A 25,699-nucleotide genomic window follows, 5' to 3' on the forward strand; every position below is an offset into this window, starting at 1 on the left:
ACGAATACCGCGTCACCTCCAAAGATCGACGGTCGTTCCTGTCTACGCAACTTCGTTCCTGCAAGCGAGGCGGCAACTGCCCTGTAGGCCGCATTCAGCATGACTATAGCAAGCATATGTTGCCGGAATGCACTGGAAAATTTGGCGGTTGCACTCGCTTGTAAGTCCATGCACTGGCAAAAATAGCGTTAGAAAACACTGATTTATGTCAGTCTGCAGCTGTCATATCTCGTGCTTTCAACGGTTTAACCGCCCTACCCCGCCCCACCTCCGCCACCAAAAGCCAGTCTTCAGGCCGATTGGGCCCCGGCGCGGCGCGTATCGCTTATCCAACAACCCCGCTAAACTTCCCGCCTGATTCCGCAAGACACAGGACTTTCCACCATGACTCTGCGCGTACTGACCGGTATCACCACCACCGGCACGCCCCACCTCGGCAACTATGTCGGGGCCATTCGCCCAGCCATCGCCGCCAGCCGCCTGCCCGCTAGCGATTGCTTCTTTTTCCTGGCCGACTACCACGCACTGATCAAATGCGACGATCCGGCCCGCATCGAGCGTTCGCGCCTGGAAATCGCCGCAACCTGGCTGGCCGCCGGGCTCGATGCCGAGCGGGTCACCTTCTATCGCCAGAGCGATGTCCCGGAAGTCACCGAGCTCAACTGGCTGCTGACCTGCGTGACCGCCAAGGGCCAGATGAACCGCGCGCATGCCTACAAGGCATCGGCCGATGCCAACGAGGCGGCCGGCGAGGAGACCGATGCCGGCATCAGCATGGGCCTGTTCTGCTACCCCATCCTGATGGCGGCCGATATCCTGCTGTTCAATGCGCACAAGGTGCCGGTGGGCCGCGACCAGATCCAGCATATCGAGATGGCCCGCGACGTGGCGCAGCGTTTCAACCATCTGTTCGGGCAAGGCCGCGAACTGTTCGTGCTGCCCGAGGCGGTGATCGAGGAACATGTCGCCACCCTGCCCGGCCTGGATGGCCGCAAGATGTCCAAGAGCTACGACAACACCATTCCGCTATTCGAAGGCGGCGCCCGTGGCTTGAAGGACGCCATTGCCCGTATCGTGACCGACTCGCGGCTGCCCGGTGAGCCCAAGGACCCCGAAGGCAACGCCCTGGTTGCCATCTACGAAGCCTTCGGCAGCCCCGAGGAAACCGCCGCCTTCCGCGCCGACCTGCTGGCCGGCCTGGGCTGGGGCGAAGCCAAGCAAAGACTGTTCGAGCGGGTCGAGCGCGATATTGCCCCGATGCGTGCGCATTACGCCGAGCTGATGGCCCACCCGGAACGGATCGAGGAAGCCCTCCAGATCGGTGCCCGTAAAGCCCGCGTGCAGGCTTCCCAGCTGCTCGCCACTCTGCGCGAAGCGGTGGGCCTGCGCAGCTTGCGCGCGGTGCAGACCGCCGCGCCGGCGGCCGATGCCGCCAAGCCGCAACTGGCCGTGTTCAAGCAATATCGCGAAGCCGATGGCCGCTTCTATTTCAAGCTGACCGCCCACGACGGACGCGTACTGCTGCAGAGCCAGGGCTTCGAGCAAGGCCGCGAGGCGGGGCAATGGGTGGGCAAGCTCAAGCAAAGCGGCGCCGCGGTGCTGGCGGAAGCACCGGTCCAGCTGGGCACGGGTATCGATGCCGAGGAAGTCACGGCTGCGCTGGCGCTGTTGGCTGCAACGGAGTAAGGCGAAGCCCACTTATGCTGGCGCTGGCCAGGATCGAAGTGCGGGGGCGTAGATCCCTACCGTAAGGAATCCCGGCCTGCGCCGGGATTTTTTTGTCCGCTGTTAATTTATTTCATTTAAAAACAAACATTTAAATAAATTTATAAAAATATTTTTAGATATCGCTAAACATTCTGAGTTCCCGAACGGAGCCATTGTCTTAACCAGTCGCCCGGCAACCGGCGACCAACCGTTCATGGAATCAGCAAGATGGTCACTATCGTCGCAGGTCAAGACACCGCTTTGTTCAACGGCACCGTTGCGCGCTTGGGCGCAGGCTCGGGCATTGAAGCAATAGGGCAAGCCGGAGAGGGGGTCGCGATCAATATCGCCCGCGGCAACCTGGTGGTGCAGCGCCGCGACGAAATCCTCCAAGGCAAGGGGCTGGCCAGCGATGTGCTGCGGACCTACAACAGCCAGGCCAAGTTCAGCGACGACAACGCCGATGCCTGGTGGCTGGGCGGCTATCGGCTGCTGCGCAACCTGACCGGCACGGTCAATACCATCGGGAGCAAGATCGAGCGGATCACGGCCGACGGGAGCGTGCAGGCTTTCGGCTATGTGGCCGCCGCCGGTGGCCAGCCGGCGCGCTATGTCAGCCAGGATGGCGACGGCGCGCACGACAGCCTCAGTTACGATGGCAGCACCTGGACCTGGCAGGACGGCAGCAGCCGCCTGCAGGAACGCTACCAGCTCGACGGCAGCGTCTACCGCCTCAACCAGGTCAAGGACGCAGCCGGCAATACGGTGGGCTACAGCTTCAGCAATGGCCTGTTGACGCGCACGGTGCATGCCAATGGCGATAGCGTCGATTACGTCTATACCGGCCGTAATCTGAGCCAGGAAAAGCTGACTCGCGCCGATGGCGGCATCGTCAGCCGCACCTATTACCACTACGACGCGCAAAACCGCCTGGACGAGGTCAAGGTCGACCTGACGCCCGACGATAACAGCATCGCCGACGGCAAGGTCTACCTCCTTGCCTATACCTACGACGGCAGCAGCAACCGGCTGGCCAGCATCAGCCAGACCGACGGCAGCAAGCTCAGCTTCACTTATAAGCTGGTAGCGACCGATGATTACCGGGTCGAAACGGTGACCGACGGCCTGGGTCAAATCACCCGCTTTGCCTACGACCTGGCGACGCGTACCACCACCGTTACCGATCCGCTCAGCTATGCCACGCGCTATCGCTACGATGCCCAGAACCGCCTGGTCGAAATCAATGGCCCCACCGTTGATGGCCTGGTTCAAAAGCTGCTGTATGTCTATGACGTCGACGGCAATCTCAGCCACAGCAGCGACGCGTTGGGCAATGCCGTTACCTATAGCTACGACGCCAACGGCAACCAGCTCAGCCAACAGAGCAATGCCGGGGTACGCATAGAGCGCAGCTATGACGCCGCCAACCAGTTATTGACCGAAACCCGCTTCCGCACGCCCGATCCGGATGGGGCCGGCAGCGGCCTGGCCGGCGCGCCCGCCACGACCCGCTACAGCTACGACGCGAAGCAGAACCTGCGCTTTATGGTCAGCGCCGAAGGCCGGGTCACCGAATATCGCTACGATGGTTTCGGCCAGCGCAGCAGCCAGCTCAGCTACCTTGCCAGCGTCTATCCGCTCGGCGCCTTGGCCAAGCACGCCGCACCCAGCGAGGCGGAGTTGGCCGCCTGGGCAGCCAGCCAGCCGGCCAGCCAGTTGAAACGCGAGGACTACAGCTACGACGCCCGTGGCCAGCGCAAGGATCTGGTGCGCTATACCGCCGTGGATAACGTGGGTGCCGGGGTGTCGGCCGGGTCCAGCAAGACCAGCTACACCTACGACCTGTCCGGCCGCCTGCTGACCCAGGTCGACGCCAGCGGCCGCCAGCTCAGCCATGGCTATGACGGCCTCGGCCGCCTGCTCAGCACGCTGGACAGCGGTGTGCCCGCGACCTCGACCTTGCACCAGTACGATGATGCCGGCCGCCGTATCATTCACACCCAGCGCAATGGCCGCATCGATACCGATAGCTACGACCTGGCAGGCCAATTGATCGGCACGATCCAGGGTGGCGCCGGTCCGGTGCAATACCGTTACGACGCCAACGGCAACCGCGTTGCCCTGATCGACGCAGATGGCGTGCTGACGCGCTCGGTATACGACGGCAACAACCGCCTGCGCTACAGCATCTCTGCTACAGGCGCGGTGGTAGAACAACGCTATGACGCCGCCGGCCGCCCCACGCAGCAGGTCGCCTATGCCACGCCGCTCGCCGATACCGGCACGATGGCGCTGAGCCTGGCCACCATGCAGGCCCTGCCCCGCTCCGCCGACGATCGCAATAGCTATCAGCTGTACGATGTGGCCGGCCGCTTGGCCAAGCAAGTCGATGCCGAAGGCTTCGTCACCGAATGGCGCTACGACGGCGCCGGCCAGTTGCTGCAGGAAACCCGCTACGAGACCAGGACCGCCAGCACGGTCACCGCCACCAGCACCGCCGAAAGCGTGCTGGTCACCCCGGCCGCCGGCGACCGGACCGTCCGCAGCTTCTACGATGCCGACGGCAAGCTGCTGGGCCAGCTCGATGCCGAAGGCTTCCTCAGCCTGAATGAATACGACAGCGCCGGCCGACTGGTGCATAGCATCCGCTTTGCCACGGCCAGTCCCCTGGCCAGTCGCGTCAGCGGCACGCTCGCCAGCCTGACGCCTGCAGCCGCGCCGGCCGATCAGCATGACTGGTACCTCTATGATGGGCAGGACCGGGTACAGGCCAAGGTTGATGCGGAAGGCTACCTGACCGAGCTGCAGTACGACACGCTGGGTAACAAGACCAAGGAAATCGCTTACGCCACGGCCGTCAATAGCGCGAACCTGGCAATCGGCAAGACCTTGGCCAATATCAAACCGGCGACCTCCGGCCAGGACCAGGTCAAGCAGTTCAGCTACACCCCCCGTGGCGAATTGGCGACCGAAACGGCTATCGACGGCACCGTCACCCGCTATAGCTACAACAGCGCCGGGCAGCTGATCCGCAAGGATGCGGCTTATAACGACACTTTCCAGTTGCGCAGCGATATCGTCGAATACGATCTGCTGGGCCGGGTTACCCGCGAATTGAGTAGCCAAGGGGTCGCACTGCTGGAACAGGACGGCACCGCCGTGCGGGCCGAGCGCAAGCGTTTGGGTTACCCCGAGCTCTTGGCCAACCTGACCGCGGCCAACAAGACCGCCATCAGCGATAGCTATGCCATTCGCCACGATTACGACAGTGCCGGACGCCGCATTGTCAGTACCGACGGCCGGGGCAACAAGACCCGTTTCTACTACGATGCGGTCGGCCGACTGGTCTACAGCCTCAACGGCCTGGGCGAGATCAGCAAGACCGAGTACGACGCCTTCGGTCAGGTCAGCGCCACCCGTTTGGGCATCAACCGCCTGCCGCCAGCCGTACTGGCAGGCTTGAACGGCGGTCTGCTGACCACGGCCATCAATTCCTTGATCTGGTCCTCCGCCAGCCTGGAAGACCGCACCAGCAAGACCAGCTACACCCTGCGCGGCCAGGTCAAGGACGCGCTCGACAGCCTCGGCAACACCACCAGCCAACGTTACAACGCGTTCGGCGAACTCGCCGGCAGCACGGCCCCGATCGAGGCCGGCCGCACGCTGGTCAGCAGTTACAGCTATGACCGGCGCGGCCTGCGTCTGCAGTCCGTCGCCGACGTGGGCGGCCTCAACGCCACGACCAGCAGCCAGTACGACGCCTTCGGCCGCCAGATCGCCGGCACCGACGCGCGTGGCAAGACCAGTACCAGCGCCTTCGATCGCCTGGGCCGTACCGTCCTGGTCACCGACCCCAACAATGCCACCCGCAAGAGCAGCTACGACGCCTTCGACCGCGTCCTGACCCAGACCGATGCGCTGGGCCATACCACCAGCTTCAGCTACGACAACGCCACTCGGCGCATCACCGTCACGACCGCGGAAGGCATCGTCAGCAGCAGCGAACGAAACCGCCATGGCGAGATCGTGACGCTCAGCGACGGCAAGGGCCAGCAGACGCGCTACAACTACGACGCCGACGGCCAGCTGACCCGTGTGACCGATGGGCTGGGCCAATCCAGCGACAAAGCCTACGATGCGGCCGGCAACCTGGTGCAAACAACCGATGCCAACGGCACCGTCACGCTGTACAGCTTCGATGCCGCCAACCGCCAGTTCAAGCGGCAGGTCGACCCGGCCGGCCTGAACCTCACCACCAGCTACACCTTCGACGGACGCGGCCGCACCGTCACCGCGACCGACGCCAAAGGCACGGTCACGCGCAACGAATACGACCGCAACGGCCAGCTGAAAGCAGTCGTGGTGGACGATGGCGCCGGCAAGCTGAACCTGCGCACCGAATACAGCTACGACGCGCAAGGCCATACCCTCAGCGTGACGCAAGGCGCCGGCAAGCCGGAAGCGCAGACCACCCAATACGTCTACGATAACCTCGGCCGCCGCACGCAAGAGATCGTCGATCCGGCCGGCCTCAAGCTGACCACCCGCTACGAATACAACCGCGCGGACCAGGTCATCGCCAAGCGCGATGCCTTGGGCAATACCAGCCGCTTTGTGTATGACGCGGCCGGGCAACTGACGCATAGCATCGATCCCTTGGGCGCGGTGGTCAGCCAGCAATACGACGCTGCCGGCCGGGTGAGCCGGACCGTCGCCTATGCCAAGACCGTCAATCTGAGTGCCCTGCCCGTGTTGGCCGACGCGATGGTCGGCTACAGCGCCAGCCAGATCGATGCCCTGCTGAGCACCGATCCGGCCGACCGGATCAACCGGACCGTCTACGACAAGGACGGCCGGGCGATTTACAACGTCGATGCGCTGGGTGCGGTGACCGAGCTGCGTTATGACGCGGCCGGCAAGCTGATCAGCCGCCTGGACTACGCCAAGCAGGTCGTAGGCAATTGGACCAGCCGTGCCGAACTGCAGGCTATCCTGGTCGGCGCTGCTTATGCCGGCGATGCCAACAACCGCGTCAGCCATAGCGTCTTCGATGCCGCCGGCCAAGTCGTGTATTCGGTCGATCCGCTAGGCAATGTGATCGGCAGCAGCTACGACGGCAATGGCAATCTGACCAGCCAGACCCGTTATGCGCTGGCCCACGCCACGCCGGCCAGCCTGACGGCTGGCAGCAGCATCCTGCGCAGCGAAAATGACCAGATCACTTACTACGTGTACGACAATGCCAATCGTCGCATTGGCCAGATCGATGCGGCAGGCGCAACCACCGAGTACAGCTACGACGCGGTCGGCAAGCTGATCAAGACCACCAGCTATGCCTCGCTGGCCTGGGATAAGAGCCAATCTTACGACATCCTGGCCCAGGGCGATTTCAACGGGGACGGCAACACCGATCTGTACGTCAACAGCCGCACGCTTGGCGGCGTGCAGCACATCCTCTACGGCACCGACAATGGCGGCTTCAGCGATTATGTCGTGCCGCCGCTGCACTTCAGCTGGTCCGGCTACCAAGTACTGGCCACCGGCGATTTCAATGGCGACGGCAGGACCGACCTTTACCTGAACTATGCCAACTTGGGCGGCGGCGCCGCCCAGCACATCTGGTACGGCCAGGCTAACGGCGGTTTTGCCGATACCAGCGTCACCAAGCTCGATGCCAGCTGGTCCGGTTACAAGATCATGGCGACCGGTGATTTCAATGGCGACGGCAAGACCGACCTATATCTCAACACCAGCAACCTGGCAGGTGGAAACAGGCAACATATTTGGTACGGCCAAAGTGGAACCGGGTTCAGCGATACCTCGCTCAATGCGCTCGATGCCGGCTGGGTGGATTACCAGGTACTGGCCAGCGGCGACTTCAACGGCGATGGCAAAACCGATCTGTATCTGAATCGCGGCAATCTCGGTAGCGGTGCCGCCCAGCACATTTGGTACGGCGGTGCCAGCGGCTTCAATGACCAAACCGTGGCGGGCCTGGCAGCCGGTTGGACCGACTATCAAGTCCTTGCCAGCGGCGACTTCGATGGCGACGGCAAGACCGACCTTTACTTGAACAGTAGCAACCTGGGCGGCGGCAAGACCCAGCACATCTGGTACGGCCAGGCCAGCACCGGCTTTATCGACAAGAGTCTGCCGGCCCTGCACGCCTCGTGGGCCGGTTACCAAGTCTTGGCCAACGGCGATTTCAACAACGACGGCAAGACCGATCTGTATTTGAACACCGCCAGCCTCAGCAGTGGTGCGGTCCAGCATTTCTGGTACGGACAGGCAGCCAACGGAGGCTTTAGCGATATTTCGCAGTCTCCTTTGGATGTCACTGCCTTCAAAGGCTACCAGGTTCTCGCTACCGGCAATTTCGACGGGGCCGGCGGCAAGGAGGTACTGCTCGGCAACCGCGGTGCGGCCTCGCTCCATGCTTCCTTACGACTATGGCAGGGCAACGGCACACAGGGTTTCAGCAATACATCGCCATTGTTGCGGCCTAATTGGCGTAGTTATGTCGAGACCCTGCCCAAGCTGAGCCCGGAAAAGAACCGCAGTACGCAATATGTATACGACGCAGCCGGCCGGCAGATCTATGCCGTGGACGCCGTTGGCGCCGTGACCGAAACGCGCTATGACGCAGCCGGAAACGTCAGTAGCCGGATCGCCTATGCCGCTGCCGTTCAGATTCCTTCAATAGGCAGCAGTGACGGCAAGACCCTGACCTTCAAAGGCTTGCAAGCCGTTATCAAAGGGACGACGTTTGCGAACGTCAATCCCGCCAAGACCTACAAAATCCGCGCTACGCTGCGCCAGCTCAGCGGCACCGGGTCGGTCTATGTGGGTGTGGTCGGCAAAGACGGCACCGGCAAGGAGTTGTCCAACTCCGGCTTCGCCACCTTCTCCTACGCGGCTGCGGCGGGTGTGCCTTTGACGCCCGAAATGGGTTGGCGAACCTTTGAAGGCGAAATCAGCGGCGAAAGTGCCGTTGGCATTGCCACCAACCCTAACAAATTCTTTACCGGCACCGCCAGCGCGGCGCCGCTGATTCTGTACAACTATGGCAGCGATACCAGCGGCGACCTCAGCCGATTGCTGGAAGTGGATACGGTGGAGCTGATCGATATCGCCACCGGCGCGATATTGAATCCCAATTCCAAGCTCGATGGTGGCGCCGCCAATTGGCAGGTGATCGCTGGCGGCTTCGAGACCGTCAATCCTTCCGACAATCTGGATGCAGCGCTGATCAAGAGCTTGCTGCATAGCGATGCAGCCAAGGACCGGATCAGCAGCTTTAGCTACGATGCCGCGGGCCGGCAACGCTTTGCCATCGACCCCGAAGGCTATGTCAGCGAAACCCGCTACGACGGAGAAGGTAAAGTCGTCGCCACAGCTCGTTACGACAAGCGGGTAAGTCTGCCCACTGGCGCCAGTAGCAGTGCCATTCTGGCCGCCCTGGGCAGCAGCGCCACCTTGTCGGCGCTGCCGCCCCAAATGACCCGGCTCCCGAATGGCACCCTTGCCGTCAATAGTGGACCGGGCACTAGCGATATCTGGCCTAGCGCATCCACAATTCTCAAGCCCATGGGCAATAGCTATCGTGCCGAACTGACCCTGGATAGCTCGGGTACCAGCCGATATTTCTACTTCGGTATCGATAACGACTTGGCGCAAACCAATCCGGCCTATCGCCGCCATGCGGTCTCATTCCAGGGAAATAGTGCCTCGGTCAGTTATTTTGATGCGGCTACCTCGACCAAGCTGGGAGAGAACTTCGGAACGGTCAAAGACGGCGCGAGTTATGTGGTCGAGATAGAAACGGACGAGCGTGGTTCGACACTTTATCTGTACGAAAAGGGTAAAGTCCGTTCGGCCGGCCTGGTGGACCGGCGTGACCAGCCAAACTGGAATAGCGCCCAGGCGCGCATTTATGGCCATTTCATGCCTGGCATGGCGGGTAACTCGACCACCGTGGTCGAACGTTTGCAGGAAGTCACACCCACCCAAGTAACACGCTACAGCTACGACGCCGCCGGCCGCCGCATCCAGACCACCGATGCGCTGGGCAATATCAGCAAGACCAGCTACGACGTATTCGGCCAGGCCATCGCCGACACCGATGCATTGGGCAACACCAGCCGGGCTGCCTACGATACCGCCGGCCGCTTGCAATACCGCATGGATGCGCACGGTGCGCTGACCCAATACCAGTACGATGCGGCAGGTCAAACGACGCGCGAAACACGCTATGCCACACCGCTCTCGACCACGGTCACCGGCGCCTGGCAGCCCAGCCCCGTCACCAACGCGCAAGACCGCAGCAGCAACTACGTTTACGACAAGGCTGGCCGCCGTACCCAAACCACCGATCCACTGGGCCAGACCAGCAAGGCCGACTACGACGCCCAAGGCAATGTCATCGCCCGCACGGATGCGCTGGGCAACAAGACCCAGTACGTCCATGACGCCATGGGTCGGCAGCGCTTTGTGATCGATGCCGAAGGTTTTGTCAGCGAGAACCGTTACGACGCACTGGGCAACCTGGCTTCAACCGCGCGCTATGACAAACGCGTCAATCTGACCACTCCGACAGAGACCACGGTTCTGGCAGCCCTCGCCGCCTGGACGCAAGACTTCGCTACCAACGCCAGCGGCCTGACCGTGCTGCCGGTGGGTATGGCGCTGGTCAACGGCGCCCTGGCCATCACCAGCGGCAACCATTCCAGCACCGCTTCCCCGACCGTATATGGCATGCGCAGCAATCCGCTGGGCACGGGCTATCGAGCGGAAATCACCTTGGACGGCATCAGTGCCGCCCGCTCCTTGATGCTGGGCATCGACAATGGCCAGGCCGGCAATGCCTATCGCCGCCATTTCATCGATATCCGTGGTACGCAGGCGTTTAGCCATTACTACGACCGGGTCAGCCAAGCCAATGTCAGCACGCAGATCGGTAGCGTCAGCAACGGTAAGATCTATGTGGTCGAGATCATCACCGATGCACTGGGCAGCACGCTTTACTTGTACCAGAAGGGCACCGACCGCAGCAGCGGTCTGATCGACCGGCGCAATACCGACAACTGGGACAACAGCCGCCTGGCCATCATCGCCCGGCAGTCGTCAACCCTGTCTGGCAGCTCGGTCACCCTGGTAGAGCAACTTCAAGAAACCCTCCCAGTCGACATTACCGAATTCAGCTACGACAAGAACGGCCGCCGCACCCAAACCACCGATGCGCTCGGCAATATCAGCAAACTCGAATACGACGCCCTGGGCAATCTGCGTGCGCAAATCGACGCGCTCGGCTATCGCACCGAATTCAGCTACGACGCCATTGGCCAGCGCATCGAAACCAGCGATGCCAAGAAGCAGTTGAGCAAGCAAGGCTACGACGCCTACGGCAACCTCACCAGCACCACCGACGCGCTCGGCAATATCACCCGCTACATCTACGACGCGCTGGGCCAGCGTACCCAGGTGATCCAGGCCAACGGCCTGACCACCACCACCGCCTACGACGCCACCGGCCATGCCCTCAGCGTGCAGCAGGCCGACAGCCGTTTGCTGGGTACCAGCAACTACGTCTACGACAAGCTGGGCCGTCTGGTCAAAAAGACCGACCAGATCGGTGCCCATACCTTCTACCTGTACGACAGCGCCTCGCGCCAAGTCGGCGAAATCTCGGCCGACGGCACCGTCGTCGAGATGGTCTACAACCAGGCCGGCCAGCTGACGCGCCGCATCGTCAACGACAACCGGGCCGATGCCGCCCTGCTGGCGGCACTGGCCGCCAACCCGACCAGCAAGACGCTGGCCGATTTCAACCGCGGCCATGCCGCCAACGACCTGCCGCAGACGCTGTATTTCTACGACCAGGCCAATCAATTGCAATACGAAGTGGCCGCCGATGGTGCCGTCACCGAGTACCGCTACGACAAGGTCGGCCAGCGCATCGCCCTCACCCGCTATGCCAAGCCGCTCAATCTCGACACACTGCTGGCCGCACTGGGCAGCCCGGCCGATTCCGCGCCGGCCAAGGTCGCCGCCCAAGCTGCCGCCTACGGCGCCGATAGCGCCAATAACCGCCAGACCCGCTACTTCTTCAGCAGCGAAGGCCAGCTGCAGGCCGTGCTCGATGCCGAAGGCTATCTGACCGAATATCGCTTCGATGCCAAGGGCCAGCAAACCGGCACCACCCGCTACGCCACCGCCACCGATCCGGCCCAGCGCGCCGCCGGCACGCTGCTCCAGTTGCGGCCCGCCCCCGCCGCCGCCGACCAGGTCAGCCGCAGGCTGTACAGCGCCACTGGCCAGTTGGAAGGCACGATCGACGCCGAAGGCGCGCTGGTCGAATACCGCTACGACACGCTGGGCAACAAGTACGCCGAGGTCCGCTATGCCCACGTGGCCCGCAACCTATTGGGTGCGAGCCTGGGCGATTGCCTGCCCACCGTGCTGAACCATCCGGAGAACCAGACCACCTATTTCCGCTACGACGCGCTGAACCGGTTGGTACAGGAAGAACAACATCCACAAAACATCGTGACCAGCTACGGCTACGACCAGATGGGCAAGCTGACCAAAGTGGTCAGCGCGCTAAGTAGCGGCGAGGAGCGCACCAAGCTGATGCGCTACGACAGCCGTGGTCAACTGGTCGCAGAACTGAGCGGCGTGGGCAGCGCCAAGCTACCGGTCAATCCGACCGAGGCGCAAATCGCTGCGCAGATCGCTCTGGAGGGCAGCAAGCACACCTACGACGCCGCCGGAAGGCGCATCGCGACCGTGGATGGCGCCGGCCGCAGGACAGTGTTCTTCTACGACGCCATGGACCGCCTGACCCACACCGTCAACGCCGACGGCGAAGTCCGCCAGACCGACTACAACAGCCGAAGCCTGGAAGAGCGTACGGTCGCCTATGCCACGCGTATCACCGCGGCCAATGGCCTGTACGGCCTGGCCGGTGGTAAAACCACGCCCGAATTCCTTGCCTTGGTGAACAATCTCAAGCAAACGAATCTGGACCAGTCGGTACAGCGCAGCTACAACCTGCGCGGTCAGCAGCTACAGAGCAATGACGCGCTGGGCCTGCTCAGCGCGGCGGTCTACAACACCTTCGGTGAAGCGACCGAAACCCGCTCGCTCAAGCAGGATGGCAGCCAGACCGTCATCCGCAGCAGCTACGACCGGCGCGGCCTGCTGCGCACCACGACACAAGGCGTGGCAACGGCCGAGCAGCGCTACGACGCCTTCGGCCGCGTCTTTGAAACCGTCGATGCGCTGGGCAAGCTGACCAAGACCGGCTACGACCGGGCTGGCCGCATCGTCGGTGTCATCAGTGCCGACGGCAGCCAGCGCCTGACCGCCTACGATGGGCTGGGCCGCATCTATTCGATCCGCGACGCTAACGGTCAGACCACGCGCTATAGCTTCGACAGCGCCAAGCGCCAGATGACCATCACCAGCCCGGAAGGCGTGACGGTCACCACCACGCACAACGCCCATGGCGAGCAGTACCGGATCAAGGACGGCACCGGCCATGTCACCCAGTATCACTACAACCGCGACGGCCAACTGATCAGCAAGGTGCTGGCCGATAACGAGACTGCCGCCGACAACCGCGATTTCGACATACCGCTCAGCTACAGCTACGATCGCGCCGGCAACCGCGTGCAGGAATTCGCCAACGATATCGTCACGAATTTCACCTACGATGCCGCCAACCGTATCGTCAGCCGCACCCTCGCACCTGGCCTGGAAAACTCCCCGGGCGATGCCGGCCTGACCACGACCTATCTCCTTGACGGCATCGGCCGCGCCATCTGGAGCAAATCGCCGGACGGTATCTGGACCCGCACCGAATTCGACGCCCGTGGCCGGGTCAAAGCCACGATTGTCGATTCCGAATACGATCCCAATGCCGTCCCCAAAGCCGGTGCGCTGGCCCTGCGTACCGAGTACAGCTACACACCGGCCGGCCAGGTCGCCAGCATCACCGAGGCGGCCGGTACCAGCGCCGCCAAGGTCACCAGCTATAGCTACGACGAATTGGGCCGCCGCTTGAGCGAGACGGTCGATTCGACCCGCCTGAAGCTCACTACCCGCTACGAATACGACGCCGCCGGCAATGTCAGCGCCCGTTACGATGCCCTCAACCACGCCACCCGCTTCGTTTACGATGCCGCCGGCCGCATCCGCTTCACCATCGATCCGCTCGGCAACGTCAGCGAACGGCGCTATGACGCGGCCGGCCAGCTGATCGAAGCGGTCCGCTACGCCAAGCCTATCGTCGTGCCGGCCAGCCTGACCGAAGCCACGCTGATCGCCGCCTTGCCGGTGCAGACACCGCAGACCCGCGAACCGTCGACTCGCTATGCCTATGACAAGGATGGCCGCCTGACCCATACGGTCGATCCGCTCGGCTTCGTCACCGCCCTGGTCCTGGATGCCCAGGGCGCGGTGGTGCAGCGCAGTGAGTACGCCAAGCCGGTAAGCACGAGCTGGAACAATCAAACCGAACTGAAGCAGCAGATCGCCCAGCAGCTGACAGCCGACGACCGTCACAGCTATACCGTGTTCGATAAGGCGGGACGCGCGACCTTCGCTATCGACGCGGAAGGTTATGTCACGCAGAGCAGCTACGATCTGGCCGGCCATGTGGTGGAAAGCAGCCGCCATCCGGTCCGCATCAGCCTGAGCGCGCCGCCCACCGCCGCCCAGGTGGTGACCGCCCTCAATACCGTGACGGCAGCCAACCCGACCCTGGTCAAGCGCACCGACCGCTATGTGTACGATGCGGCCGGCCGCCAGCGTTTCCATATCGATGCCGCCGGCTATGTCAGCGAAAGCCGCTACGACAAGGCCGGCCGCGAACGCTTCTCGATTCGCTATCCCGCCATTCCGACCCTGACGGTCTATGACGAGCGCCGCGTAATCCAGGCCTTGCCGGCGACCCTGCCGGCGCAAGCCGTGGTGACCGAACAGCGCTACGACGCCGCCGGCCGGGTGATCGAAACCATCGATGCCATGGGCACGCTGACCCGCAACCGCTACGACGCGCGCGGCCTGCTCAGCGACCGCACCGTGGCGGCCGATACCACCGAAGCCAGCACCCTGCATTTCGACTACGACAGCGCCGGCCAGCTGATACGCGAAACCAAGGCGTACGGCAGCAAGGACGCTCTGGCGACCGAATACACACTGGACGGCAAGGGCCAGCGCACCGCGATTCGCAGCGCCAGCGGTACGACAAAGCAATGGTTCGATGCCAACGGCCGCGTCTTCAAGACCGAAAATGCCTTGGGTCACACCAAGCTGGTCGATTACGACGCCTTCGGCAACGCCGTCAAGTTGACCGATGCGCGCGGCTTTATCAGCTACCGCAGCTATGACCGCCAGAACCAGCTGATACAGGAGATCGACAACGAGCATTACCTGACCGGCTATACCTATGACGGTTTCGGCAATGTCATCGGCAAGACCCGCTATGCCCAGCAAGTACAGGGCACCCAGCAGGGCTTGGTCAAATTGCTGGCGCCCGGCGCCGCGATTCCCGGCGGCGGTGCCTACCTGTATCTGAACGCATTGCAGGACGCCAACTGGAACGACCGCTTCGACAAGCTGGACCGACGCCTGGAAAGCCAGGATGCCGGCGGTGCCAACCAGGTGCGCTTCAAGGAAAGCTTCGGCTACAACGCCTTCGGCGAGAAGGAGACCGCCGTCAACAAGCTGGGCGGTCAAGTCCGCTATAGCTATGACGCGCTGGGCCGCCTCCTGCGCGAGACCCTGCCGGTCAACGCCCTAAATGCCCAGGGTGTGGCCGTGGCGGTGGTCAACGAATACGACTACGACGCCTTCGGCAATCGCATCCGCAGCACCGAGGCCAAGGATCTGGCCGAGCAGCGCGTCACCAGCTACGGTTTCGACAAACTGGGCCGGCAGATCAGCAAGCTAGGCGCCGAAGTCGATGTGGTCGATCCGTTGAGCATGACGCAAAGCCGTGGCCGGAGCATGGAACGGACCATCTACGACCGGCGCGGTAACGTCATCGAGACCCAGACGGGCCTGCAGGATGGCGCATCGCCCACGTTGATCGGCAGCCCGATCCGCACGCTTGCCTACCATGATTTGGCCGACCGCAAGGTGGCCGACCTGAACGCGGCAGGCTTCCTGGTGGGCCGCCAGTACGACAGCAACGGTTTCGTGGTGGCGCAGACCGCCTATGCCACGCCTATCGCCCTGCCCGCGCAGGCCGGCGGGATGCCGCCTGTAGTCGCCGCCAATGCCGCCGACCGCACGCTGACCTTCCAGAACGATGCACTTGGCCGCCAAGTCGTAGAGACCAGCGGCGCCGTGGTATACGGCGAGCTGGCCGGTGGCAGTTACCAGGTATACAGCGGCAGCCTTACCCGCAAAACCTACTACGATGCCGCCGGCAATGTGATCGAAGAAGTGGATCGGCGCGGCAACTCCAGCTTCAGCTTTTACGACGGGCTGGGCCGCAAGGTCGCGGCGGTGGACCAGGAACGCTATCTGACCCGCTGGAACTACAACGGTAATATCGTCACCGAACAACGCTTCGCCACCGCGATGGTGTCGATGCCCACCCGCACCACCGCTGTCTCGGCCCTGGCCGTGGCATCTGGAGCCACTGACCGCACCACCGTCAGCGAAATGGATAAGCTGGGCCGCCTGGTCAACAAGACCACGCGGGGCGTGCGCTACAACGCCCAAGCCAGCGCCGCTGCCCTCAGCGGCGACGCCACCGTGCATTACGACTACGACGGCCTGGGCAATGTCGTGGCCGAGACCGATGCCGACCTCAATACCAGCCGCAAGGTCTATGACAAGCTGGGCCGCGTGGTGGAAACCCGCTCGGCGCAATTCACCGACCAGACCGGCGCCAACGTCCAGCGTATCAGCCAGATCGCTTACACCGGCCTGGGCGCGCAAGCCAGCGAAACCCAGTTGCACGCCAGCGACCGTAATGCCGACCGTGTCGTCCGCATGCAGTATGACGAAGCGGGCCGCCTCAAGGCCCGCATCGATGCAGAAGGCCACATTACCCACTACGGCTACGATCGCGCCGGCAATCAGGCGCGCACTGTCGTTAAGCTGATGAGCAGCTTCGGCAACGAAGCCCACACCGACAGCACCTATATCCGCAACGATGTATTGGGCCGCGAGATAGGCCGGCTTACCCAGCGTGCGACCGTGACGACGACCCGGGACGCCAACGGCAACGTCGTGTCCACCAAGAACAGCAGCCAGCAGGGCGACCTGAGCGAGATCCGCTATAACGCCTTCGGCGAAATCACCGGTAAGCGCATCGGTGGCGGCGGCCTGGACCTGGCCTGGCAGGAATGGGCCGAATACGATGTGTTGGGCCGCGTGGTCAAGAGCAACAGCAATGGCGGCGTCGCCACCATCTATGTGCACGACGCCAACGGCAACGCCACCGCCAAGGTCGAATCGGCCACGGCCGACCTGGCCAGCGTGCAGAACAAGGATGTGCGCGCCGACGTCAAGACCATCACCGTCTTCGACAAGCGCAATCTGTCCATCCAGACCGTGCAGCCTGATTTCACGGTGGAGGACATCAGCGCCACGCTCAGCAGCGCCAGCGTGTCGATTTCCGGCGGGGTGAACATCAGCACCGGCGGCAAGATATCGGTCTCGGTACTGAAGGGCGTGCCGGCCGCGACCTTGCCGGTGGTGGGCAATGCCACCCTCACCGCGATACCGCCGCTCAGCAGCGTACCGGCCATCTTTACCGTGGCGGTCGATAGCAGGACCGTGGATGTCGGCGATTCCGCGACCAGGACGCTCAATAGCATCATGTCCGGTTCCATCAATGTCTCGCTGCCACAGATGGGCGCCTATGGCATGGGTGGTTACGAGGTCATCTATCGCGATCAGGGCGGCGCGGACGTCAAGGCAACCGCCATCGCCACCGCCGGCAGCGTCAATTTGGCCATCAACCGCCAGATGTGGGGCAACTACAGCATCACGGTCCGTAAATTCCTCGACGCCAATGTCTACGAAACCGTGGCCAGCTATGCCGGTTCGCACGGCGGCCTGCAGAATGCCAATGTCGCCAGCGGTAGCTTCTCCGTCGCCTTGGCGCGGCCGGCCCAGCGCAGCCTGCAATTGACCGGGCTACCGCCCGGCACCGACAGCATCAACCTGTTCAGCCGCAAGCTGAACGACCCGGCCGCGCTCGATCAAAAACTCACCCTGGTACGCAAGAGCGGTGCCAATGGCAGCGTGGCCGACTGGTTCACCGCCGATCTCAGCGGCCTCGCCGCGGGCGACCACAGCTTCCGCTACGAAGTATTGAACAGCCAGGGCGTCAGCATCGCCGGCGGCGATGGCCTGCTCAACACCCAGGGCTCGGTCTACCTGCGCCAACCCGAGTCGGCCGTGGGCATGAACGCCACCGGTCCGTCCAGCAAGCCTGGCATTGCGGTGATGGAACCAGGCGTGACCTACGCCAACGGCTTGGCCGCAGGACAGTTGCTGGACGTCAAGGTAACCGGCGAGGCAAAGCTGGAGAACGTCTTGGTCGGCCATATCAAGGACGGCTACTACGTCGAGAAGGTGACCAGCTATCGCGTCGACAGCTTCTCCGTCCGTATCCCCGACGGCTTGCGTGGCCTGGCCGACAGCTATGAGCTGGAAGTGGCCGAACCAGGCAAACCACTGCGCACTGCCACGGCCAGCCGAAACGACAGTGCCGTCATGCTGCCCTTGAGCCTGCCAATGACGGAAGCCACGCTCAAACTCTACATGGTCAGCAGCGGCGTCCGCACCTTGGTGGCCGACTCGGGCCTGGTCGATCTGCGCTTCGCCACCCCGGTGGTGCAGCTGGCGTCCAAGCCCTTCCCGCAAGCTTTTGTGATTCGCGGCTTGAACAGCGATGTCGGCCGTCTGCTGTTCCATTATCGCGAGAGCGGCGGCAGCGGGGCCTACACGACCAAGTCGCTGGCCCGCAACCCAGCTAGCGCCACCTTCACCCTGGACCCGGCTGCACTCGGATTGCAGGCCGGCAAATCCTACGAGTACCACTACACCGGCCTGACCGCGAACGGCGTCAACCCGGCCTTGGTGCTCGCGCGCCAGACCGGCTTGCTCAGCTACGCCCCAGTCGGCGCCACCTTCACCAATAGCCAGACGCCGCCCAAGATCGGCGGCAACGGCTATGCCTTCTTCGACGATAGCGGCAAGCTGAATTTTGTCGATCAAGGCCGTAGCAGCCTCGCCAGCATACCAACCGTGAGCAGCACCCTGCGCATCCGTCCCAAGGGCCGTACGGACTGGACACCCATGGGCAACCTGCCGCTGCGCAGCGATGGCCTGGTCAGCGGCGTCCCCGGCTGGTTCGTCTGCGATCCGGCTGCCTTCACCGGCGACAACTACCGCAAACTGGTCAGCTACGATATCGACGGCGACAAGGGCGAGTTCGATTTCGAACTTACCAGCTACGACAGCAGCGGCAATGTCACCAACGCGGTGGCAGGCCGTATGGACCTGCGCGCCCCCGCTCGCCGGGTGGAAGCCTATGTGGCGCAAGCCGACTTCGCCAGTACCGCGGCGCTCTACCCGAACCAGGTGACCCTGACCGGCTTTATCGGCGATGGCGCCAGCAACCCAAGCCGGTTGAGCCTGGGCTATCAATCCATCAACGACGGCCTGACCGACAGCGGCCGAGCCGCTCCGGTCGGCACCATCCTGCTGTTCAACGGCTTTGCCGGCGACACCATCGGCACCTTCAACTGGAACGCCAACGCCAGCAACCTGGTGCCCGATGCGACCAAGAACTACCAGTACCGCCTGGATTTCGAATCGCTGAACGGCTTCAACCGTGTGCTTACCAAGGGCTCGGTCAAGGTCTACCTGGGACCGAACGGCAACGTGGTAGGCGAGCCGGAAATCGAACGTACGCCGACCCAGCTGCGCTTCCTGTCCGGCGACGTCAACGCCAAGACGGCGCGTTTCTATTACCGCGTCAAACCTTCGCAGGAAGCCGGCCGTACCGCCGACGACAACGATCCGCTCAACAGCATCAGTCCCTTTGCCCAACGCGATCTGGCCATCGGTACGGACGGCTATTTCGAGATGGACGCCAGCCATCTGCGCCCGGCCGCCGGCCAGCAGGTGTACGAGTACGCCTATGAACTGCTGGATGCCAACGGCAATGTCCTCGCCCGCCGCTCGGATACCTTCGCCCTGGGCGACGGCGCCGCGCTCAGCACGACCGAAATGCGCTGGACCTACGCCGTCACCGGCAACCACAATGTCCGCATTGCCCGTCAGCAGAGCTACGACGCCTTCGGCCAAGTCATCAGCGAAACCGATGGCCTGGGCCGCGTGCGCACGCTCAGCTACAACGCCCTCGGACTCATGACCGAACGGCGCGATGCCGCCGTAGCCAGTACCGACGAACGCGGCACCATCAGTACGGTCACGCCCACCACCCAAATGTTGTACAGCAAGGCGGGCCGCCAGCTCGGCACGGTGGATGCGAACGGCAACGCCCAGTTTGTCCGCTTGGACGCCGCCGGCCAGCAGATCGAAGAGATCCACGCCGATGGCGGCAAGGTGGCCATGAAGTACGATGCCTTCGGCCAAGTACGCGAACGCAATGAAACGCTCAAGGCCGGCAACCACACCACGCGCTACGACTACGACAAGCGCGGCCTGCTCGTACAGGTGACCGAACCGAGCCGCATGAACTTCCGCGCCGCCACGGGCGGAGGCAGCACAGGCGGGGGTTACACCATCCAGGTGGCCAGCCCGGTGCAGCAATATATCTATGACGCATTGGGCCGGCGCCTCAGTGCCCGCACGCGGGAACAGGGCAGCGTCATGGCGGCGGACGTGATCGACAACGTCATCACCACCAGCGACTACGACCTGGCCGGCCGCATCGCCCGCACCCGCGACGGCGGGGTCGTCACCGACTACAAATATGTCTACAAGAGCGATATCGTCGGCCTGGGCGGCCAGCGTATCGGTGGCTACGACCTCACCACCACGATCGCCCCGCTGGCGGAAGGCCAAACCGGCCCCAAGAATATCGCCGTCAACACCGCCACTTCGCATCTCGATGCGCAGGGGCGCCTGACCGTCATCAACGCCGAACGCAGCCAGGTGGACCGCAAGGACTACTTCGGCCACACCACCCAGCACGTCGACCAGAGCGGCCGTACCACGCTGTACCAGTACAACCGCGCCGGCTGGCTCACCCAGCAGACCAGTACCAACCAGGCTGGCCAAGCGCTGCAGAACCTCACGTTCGACCAGTACAGCAACGGCTACGTCAAATCCATCCGCGACAACGTCCTCAAGGTCGAAACCGTCTACGGCTACGACCACCAGGGCAATCGCAGTTTCGAGGGCTATCGCAATATCGTCCCGGCCGGCAGTTCGGTGGAGTACTACCAAAGCGCCACCATCAGCTACGACGCAGCCAACCGTGTCTCCCGCGTGCTCAACTCCGACCAGCGCGCCGATATCCGCTACGAATACGACGCGGTCGGCAATGTGCGGCGCATCCTCAGCGAGTACAAGACCGCTACCTCGCAGAACTTCGCCATACAGGACCTCTGGTACCAGTACGACAGCATGAACCGCTTCACCGTGACGCAAGGCCGCCTCAAGAGTGCCGACGGCAAGCAGGGCGATGCCGCCCGCGGCACCGGCGTGATCGAACAAGGCGATAACGGCGTGCGGCTGACCTACGACTACAACGGCCAGCGGCTCAGCGCCAGCTATGGCGGCAGCTATATCGCCGGCACCGACGCCCATCTGGAGGAATACAAATACACCGCCGACGGCTACCTCACCGAGGTGTATATCGACGGCGAGTTGCGCTCGTACCGCGATATCGACGCCAGCGGCCGGGTCGGCCGGCAGGTGCAGTACGCCGCCCAAACCGGCGCGGTGCTGGAATCCCGCCTCAACCGCTACGACGGCTGGACCGGCAAGCTGAGCGAAGTCAATGTCACCAACAAGGACGGGAACACCAACCAGACCTGGTACTACTACGACGCCGCCGGCAATATGACCTACTCACTGGCCAATACCAACGGCCAGGCCGAGATCGCCACCGTCTACCAGTACGAGTACTGGGACAGCGCCAAACAAAAGACCATCGACGTCACCGGCAAGTCCTACAACACCAACGTCTCCGGCTGGCTGCCGGGCCGCTCGGCCTTCAGCTACGACGTCAACGGCCATGTCGCCAGCGTCGAGGTCGCCGACAAGTTCGACACCAGCGTCGGCAACCGCCGCTTCAACTACCTGACCACCGCCGAGGGCCAGATCCTGCGGCGCGATGAACGCATCGACGGCCAGATCTACCGCTGGCGGCAGTACTACTACGCCGGCGGCACCCGCGTCGGCGACGTCTCCAACGACGGCCCCTCGCGCACCGACTACGCCACCGCGCTCCAGAAGCTCAACAGCGACGAAAGCAACGACAGCCGCTACGCCAACTGGACGGCGCGCGACTCGGCCGACTTCGACCAGAACTACGACCCCATCAGCCCCGACTACCCCGGCAGCACCGGCAGCAGCTACACCGCCCGCCAAGGCGACACGCTCTTCAGCGTGGCGCAAGCGGTCTGGGGTGACGGCAGCATGTGGTACCTGCTGGCCGACACCAACGGCCTGAGCGGCAACGACCCCTTGCAGGAAGGGCAAGTGCTGCTGGTGCCGAACAAGGTCAGCAATATCCACCACAACGCCAGTACCAGCCGGGTTTATCGGCCGGGCGAGGCGATGGGGGAAGTGGACCCGACCTTGCCGTCGCCGCCACCGCCGAAGGTGGACGATGAGGGCTGCGGGGTGTTCGGTACTATCATTATGGTCGCCATCGCAATTGCGGTGACCGTTGCCCTTGGACCGGGCGCCGGCGCGGCCGTCGTGGAGGCGACCAGCGCGACCATCGCCGCAAGTGCCGCCACCGCAGGTGCCGCCGCCGGGGCGGGCGCCGCCGTGGCGGGCGCCGCCGTGGCTGCGGCCAGCACCTTTAGCTGGGCCGTCGTCGGCCAATCCATGCTGGCCGCCGCCGCCGGCAGCGCCGCCAGTCAAGTGGCCGGCATGGCCATGGGTAACGTCAATTCCTTCTCCTGGAAAAATGTCGGCGTCGCAGCACTCAGCGCCGGCATAGGCCAGGGCCTGAGTGGCGTAAGCAATGCCGTCGGCAGCGCTGTCAGCAATGCCGGTGGCGCTTCGTGGGCGGCCAGCGCCGCTTCAGCCGCCGTCACCAGCACAATCAGCATGGGCGTGATATCGGCCCTGGATCTGGGCAAGTTCAGTTGGAAGAACGTTGCCGCCGCCGCTGTTTCGTCCGGCGTGAACAAAGGTCTCGGGATAGACAACATCAGCGGCTTTACTGGTCAATTGACCCAGGCTTTCTCGTCTAACCTGGTTAGCCAGCTGGTCTCGACCGGTAAAGTGGATGGACGTGAACTGTTCGCCAACACGCTGGGCAATGCCATTGGAAACAGCATAGGTGCGCGTTTAAGACCACCTCCGATTGTTCATGGCCAGGGCGCGCAACTGATCGCCCAAGCCCAGGCCATGCAGGACGATCTGACCGCACCCTATCAAAAAATGGCAGCCGATGTAACGGCCGCAGCCAATCGTCGCGGCGTACCCTCGCTGACCTGGGAAAGCACCGACGAGTGGATGAAACGACTGGCGAGCGACTTCCGGTCCAACGCCGATGAACGGAACGGCTCGGACGTCGCCGATGATCTTTATACGAGCCAGCATGGCCTAAATGCCCCTCGTTACGAAGTCACGGTGCAAGCTGGCGATAACCTCAGCAAGATAGCCGCTCAGATGTATGGCAAGAATCAACGGGCGGGGATCGGCGCGTTGTTTGACCTTAATGGTCTGCGCAGCGATCCAAGTACCGGCAACCCCATTATCCAGCCAGGCCAGACCCTGTTCGGCCACGATCTTGCGGCATTCGACGACAAAACTATTGCTCGGTTTGGTAAGCAGGGCGGCGAGGTTATTTCGTACAACACCGCAATGAAGGAATACAGCCAGGCCCAAGCTTTGCGCGCACAATCGGCATCCGCGTTTTCGCTAGGTATGACGTCGGCCCGTTCGACGGGCGACACTGGGAGTTTCAGTGATGGGCTCAACCAGATATATTGGCCTGGTGGTGGCATATCGCCGGGATTGCTAAGCGCAAGCGAAGCTAAATCTGGCCGTTCCGACCCGACAGAGGCAACGGAACGGGGCTTCGTGGATCGTTTCCAAGGCTTGCAAAAGAAACTAGGCTGGACGGCCTATGCAACACCCCTTGGGGGCATGGCAACTGGGGCGATTGCGGCTTTCCTGCCGAATTTGGCCGATGCGGCGATCGACAATACGCCATACCGTTCGCAGGATATTGGGGCAGGTCTTAAAGCTCAGGGTGGCAATATCGCGGTGGATATGGGCATACTGGGCATACAGGCAGCCACACCGCCATTGCTCAGGCCGTTCAATGTTACCGACGGCATGATCAATTATTTAAAGGGCTTCAAGACGGAAATCACACCGGACCTACGCTATGGAGCTGCTGCAGCCGATATGATGGCCATCGTGGGTCCTTCGGCGGTTGAGATGGGGGTGGTGAAACTAGCGCCGGCGATAAAGGGTCTGGCTACTGCCGTTAGCAAAACGAACGTGTATCAGTACATGAATACGCATGGTTTTATGTTTGAAGGCCTTGAAGGCTTGCAGCGGACCATGGGTCCCGCCTTTTCTCAGGTGGGAGCGGTGGGAACCTGGCGATATGGGAAAGCTCCAAACAGCACTGACCTAATGGCAAGTCGTGTAGGGGTAGAAATTGGGCCGGGCAGGTTTGGCCCAAATTCTGAAATGGCTGCAAGTATGTTGCAAAGTGGTGATGTTCGCGCAAAGGCGTTGGCGCGCGCTCTGCAGGAAGGTGATCTTACCCTTAAGTACACAAACCTTCCGACGGGTTATAATGGCGCTTACAGGCCAGGTACTGGTGTGCTTCAGTTGAACAACAATCTAGACTGGTCAGGTCTGAGTGGGCTGGAGAAGGCTTCTGTTATTCTCAGGCATGAGGGGCAACACTATTTGGACGATATGGCAGGTATTGCAACCAGAGGCATGAAAAACAACGAACTCTACTTCGAAGCTCGTGCCTTTTTAGGTGAGCAAAAATTTGCAAATCAAATTGGCAAGCCAGAGCTGGGTACGTTACACCGCTTGGAACAACAACACGGGAGCCGCCAAGCGGCATGGGAAGTAATCAAAAAGGGATATGGCTATGGAGAATGACGTCAGCCTGGAAGAGAGAGCAGCCGTGGAGGCTTATTTTGGGGAGCCTGCAATATTCCTCTCTAAGAGCGAATTCATGGCAGGGAGGCTTGTTTTCTGGAAGAACGCGGAGTCTTTTCCTACGATCAGGGCATGCTCCTTCCGCCGCCGCAATGGAGACGTGCTTGTTCCCAATGAGGGCGAAGATTTCTTTCGGGGAACGCTATTTGAAATCGGGGCAGAAATAAAGGATGCCGATCATTGGTGTAAGCTTATTGAGAGAACATCCCCTGGAGTACGGCAGTCCATAAAAAAGCTTCTTCCCTACATGAAGGATATTCAGAGTTCATGGCATCTTCCAATTGAAACCGGGGAAGGATTTGATGCGTTCTTTGATAATTATTCAACCGGACGGCTTGAGAGAATTGGCATGAAAAGAGGTGCTGCTCTTCGAATTGAGGATGTGGGCGCTGGAATGGAGCTGCACTTGCATTAGTCCCAAACAGCATAGTTTCCAATGAGGTTGCCGCACTCCAGCGCATCGGTTCAAATGCGCCCCAAAGCGCTGCTTCCATCAAGCGAATGGCGCGAATTGATGAGCCATCAGAGAGTAATGCAGAACGATATCTGGTCAGGCTGCAAGCCGAGGAACGAACAGTTAAACCCAATGCTCACTTCGTTGATAGGCACAGTTTAA

At 62.3% G+C, this 25,699-nt stretch carries 3 protein-coding genes; all 3 read left to right on the forward strand.

Annotated elements, in window-relative coordinates; translation table 11 throughout:
• Nucleotides 1–384 precede the first annotated feature (384 nt).
• The 3 genes from FNU76_RS04855 (at nucleotide 385) to FNU76_RS04865 (ending at nucleotide 25,498) form a co-directional block, all read left to right on the forward strand.
• Nucleotides 385–1,686: a tryptophan--tRNA ligase gene (locus tag FNU76_RS04855; protein WP_143856657.1), complete on the forward strand. Its 1,302-nt coding sequence runs from the start codon at nucleotides 385–387 to the stop codon at nucleotides 1,684–1,686.
• Between the two features lie 249 nt (nucleotides 1,687–1,935).
• The gene (locus FNU76_RS04860; RefSeq protein WP_143856658.1) at nucleotides 1,936–25,023 is read left to right on the forward strand and encodes an FG-GAP-like repeat-containing protein; all 23,088 of its coding nucleotides are present in this window, start codon (nucleotides 1,936–1,938) and stop codon (nucleotides 25,021–25,023) included.
• Nucleotides 25,013–25,498, forward strand: a complete 486-nt coding sequence (locus tag FNU76_RS04865; protein ID WP_143856659.1) for a hypothetical protein — start codon at nucleotides 25,013–25,015, stop codon at nucleotides 25,496–25,498. Before FNU76_RS04860 ends, FNU76_RS04865 begins: the two co-directional genes overlap by 11 nt.
• The last annotated feature ends 201 nt before the right edge of the window (nucleotides 25,499–25,699 follow it).

It is taken from the genome of Chitinimonas arctica (genome assembly GCF_007431345.1).
Classification (GTDB): domain Bacteria; phylum Pseudomonadota; class Gammaproteobacteria; order Burkholderiales; family Chitinimonadaceae; genus Chitinimonas; species Chitinimonas arctica.

Coding starts and splice junctions, on each gene's coding strand:
- FNU76_RS04855 (WP_143856657.1), top strand. CDS start 385: ATGACTCTGCGCGTACTGACCGGTATCACCACCACCGGCACGCCCCAC.
- FNU76_RS04860 (WP_143856658.1), top strand. CDS start 1,936: ATGGTCACTATCGTCGCAGGTCAAGACACCGCTTTGTTCAACGGCACC.
- FNU76_RS04865 (WP_143856659.1), top strand. CDS start 25,013: ATGGAGAATGACGTCAGCCTGGAAGAGAGAGCAGCCGTGGAGGCTTAT.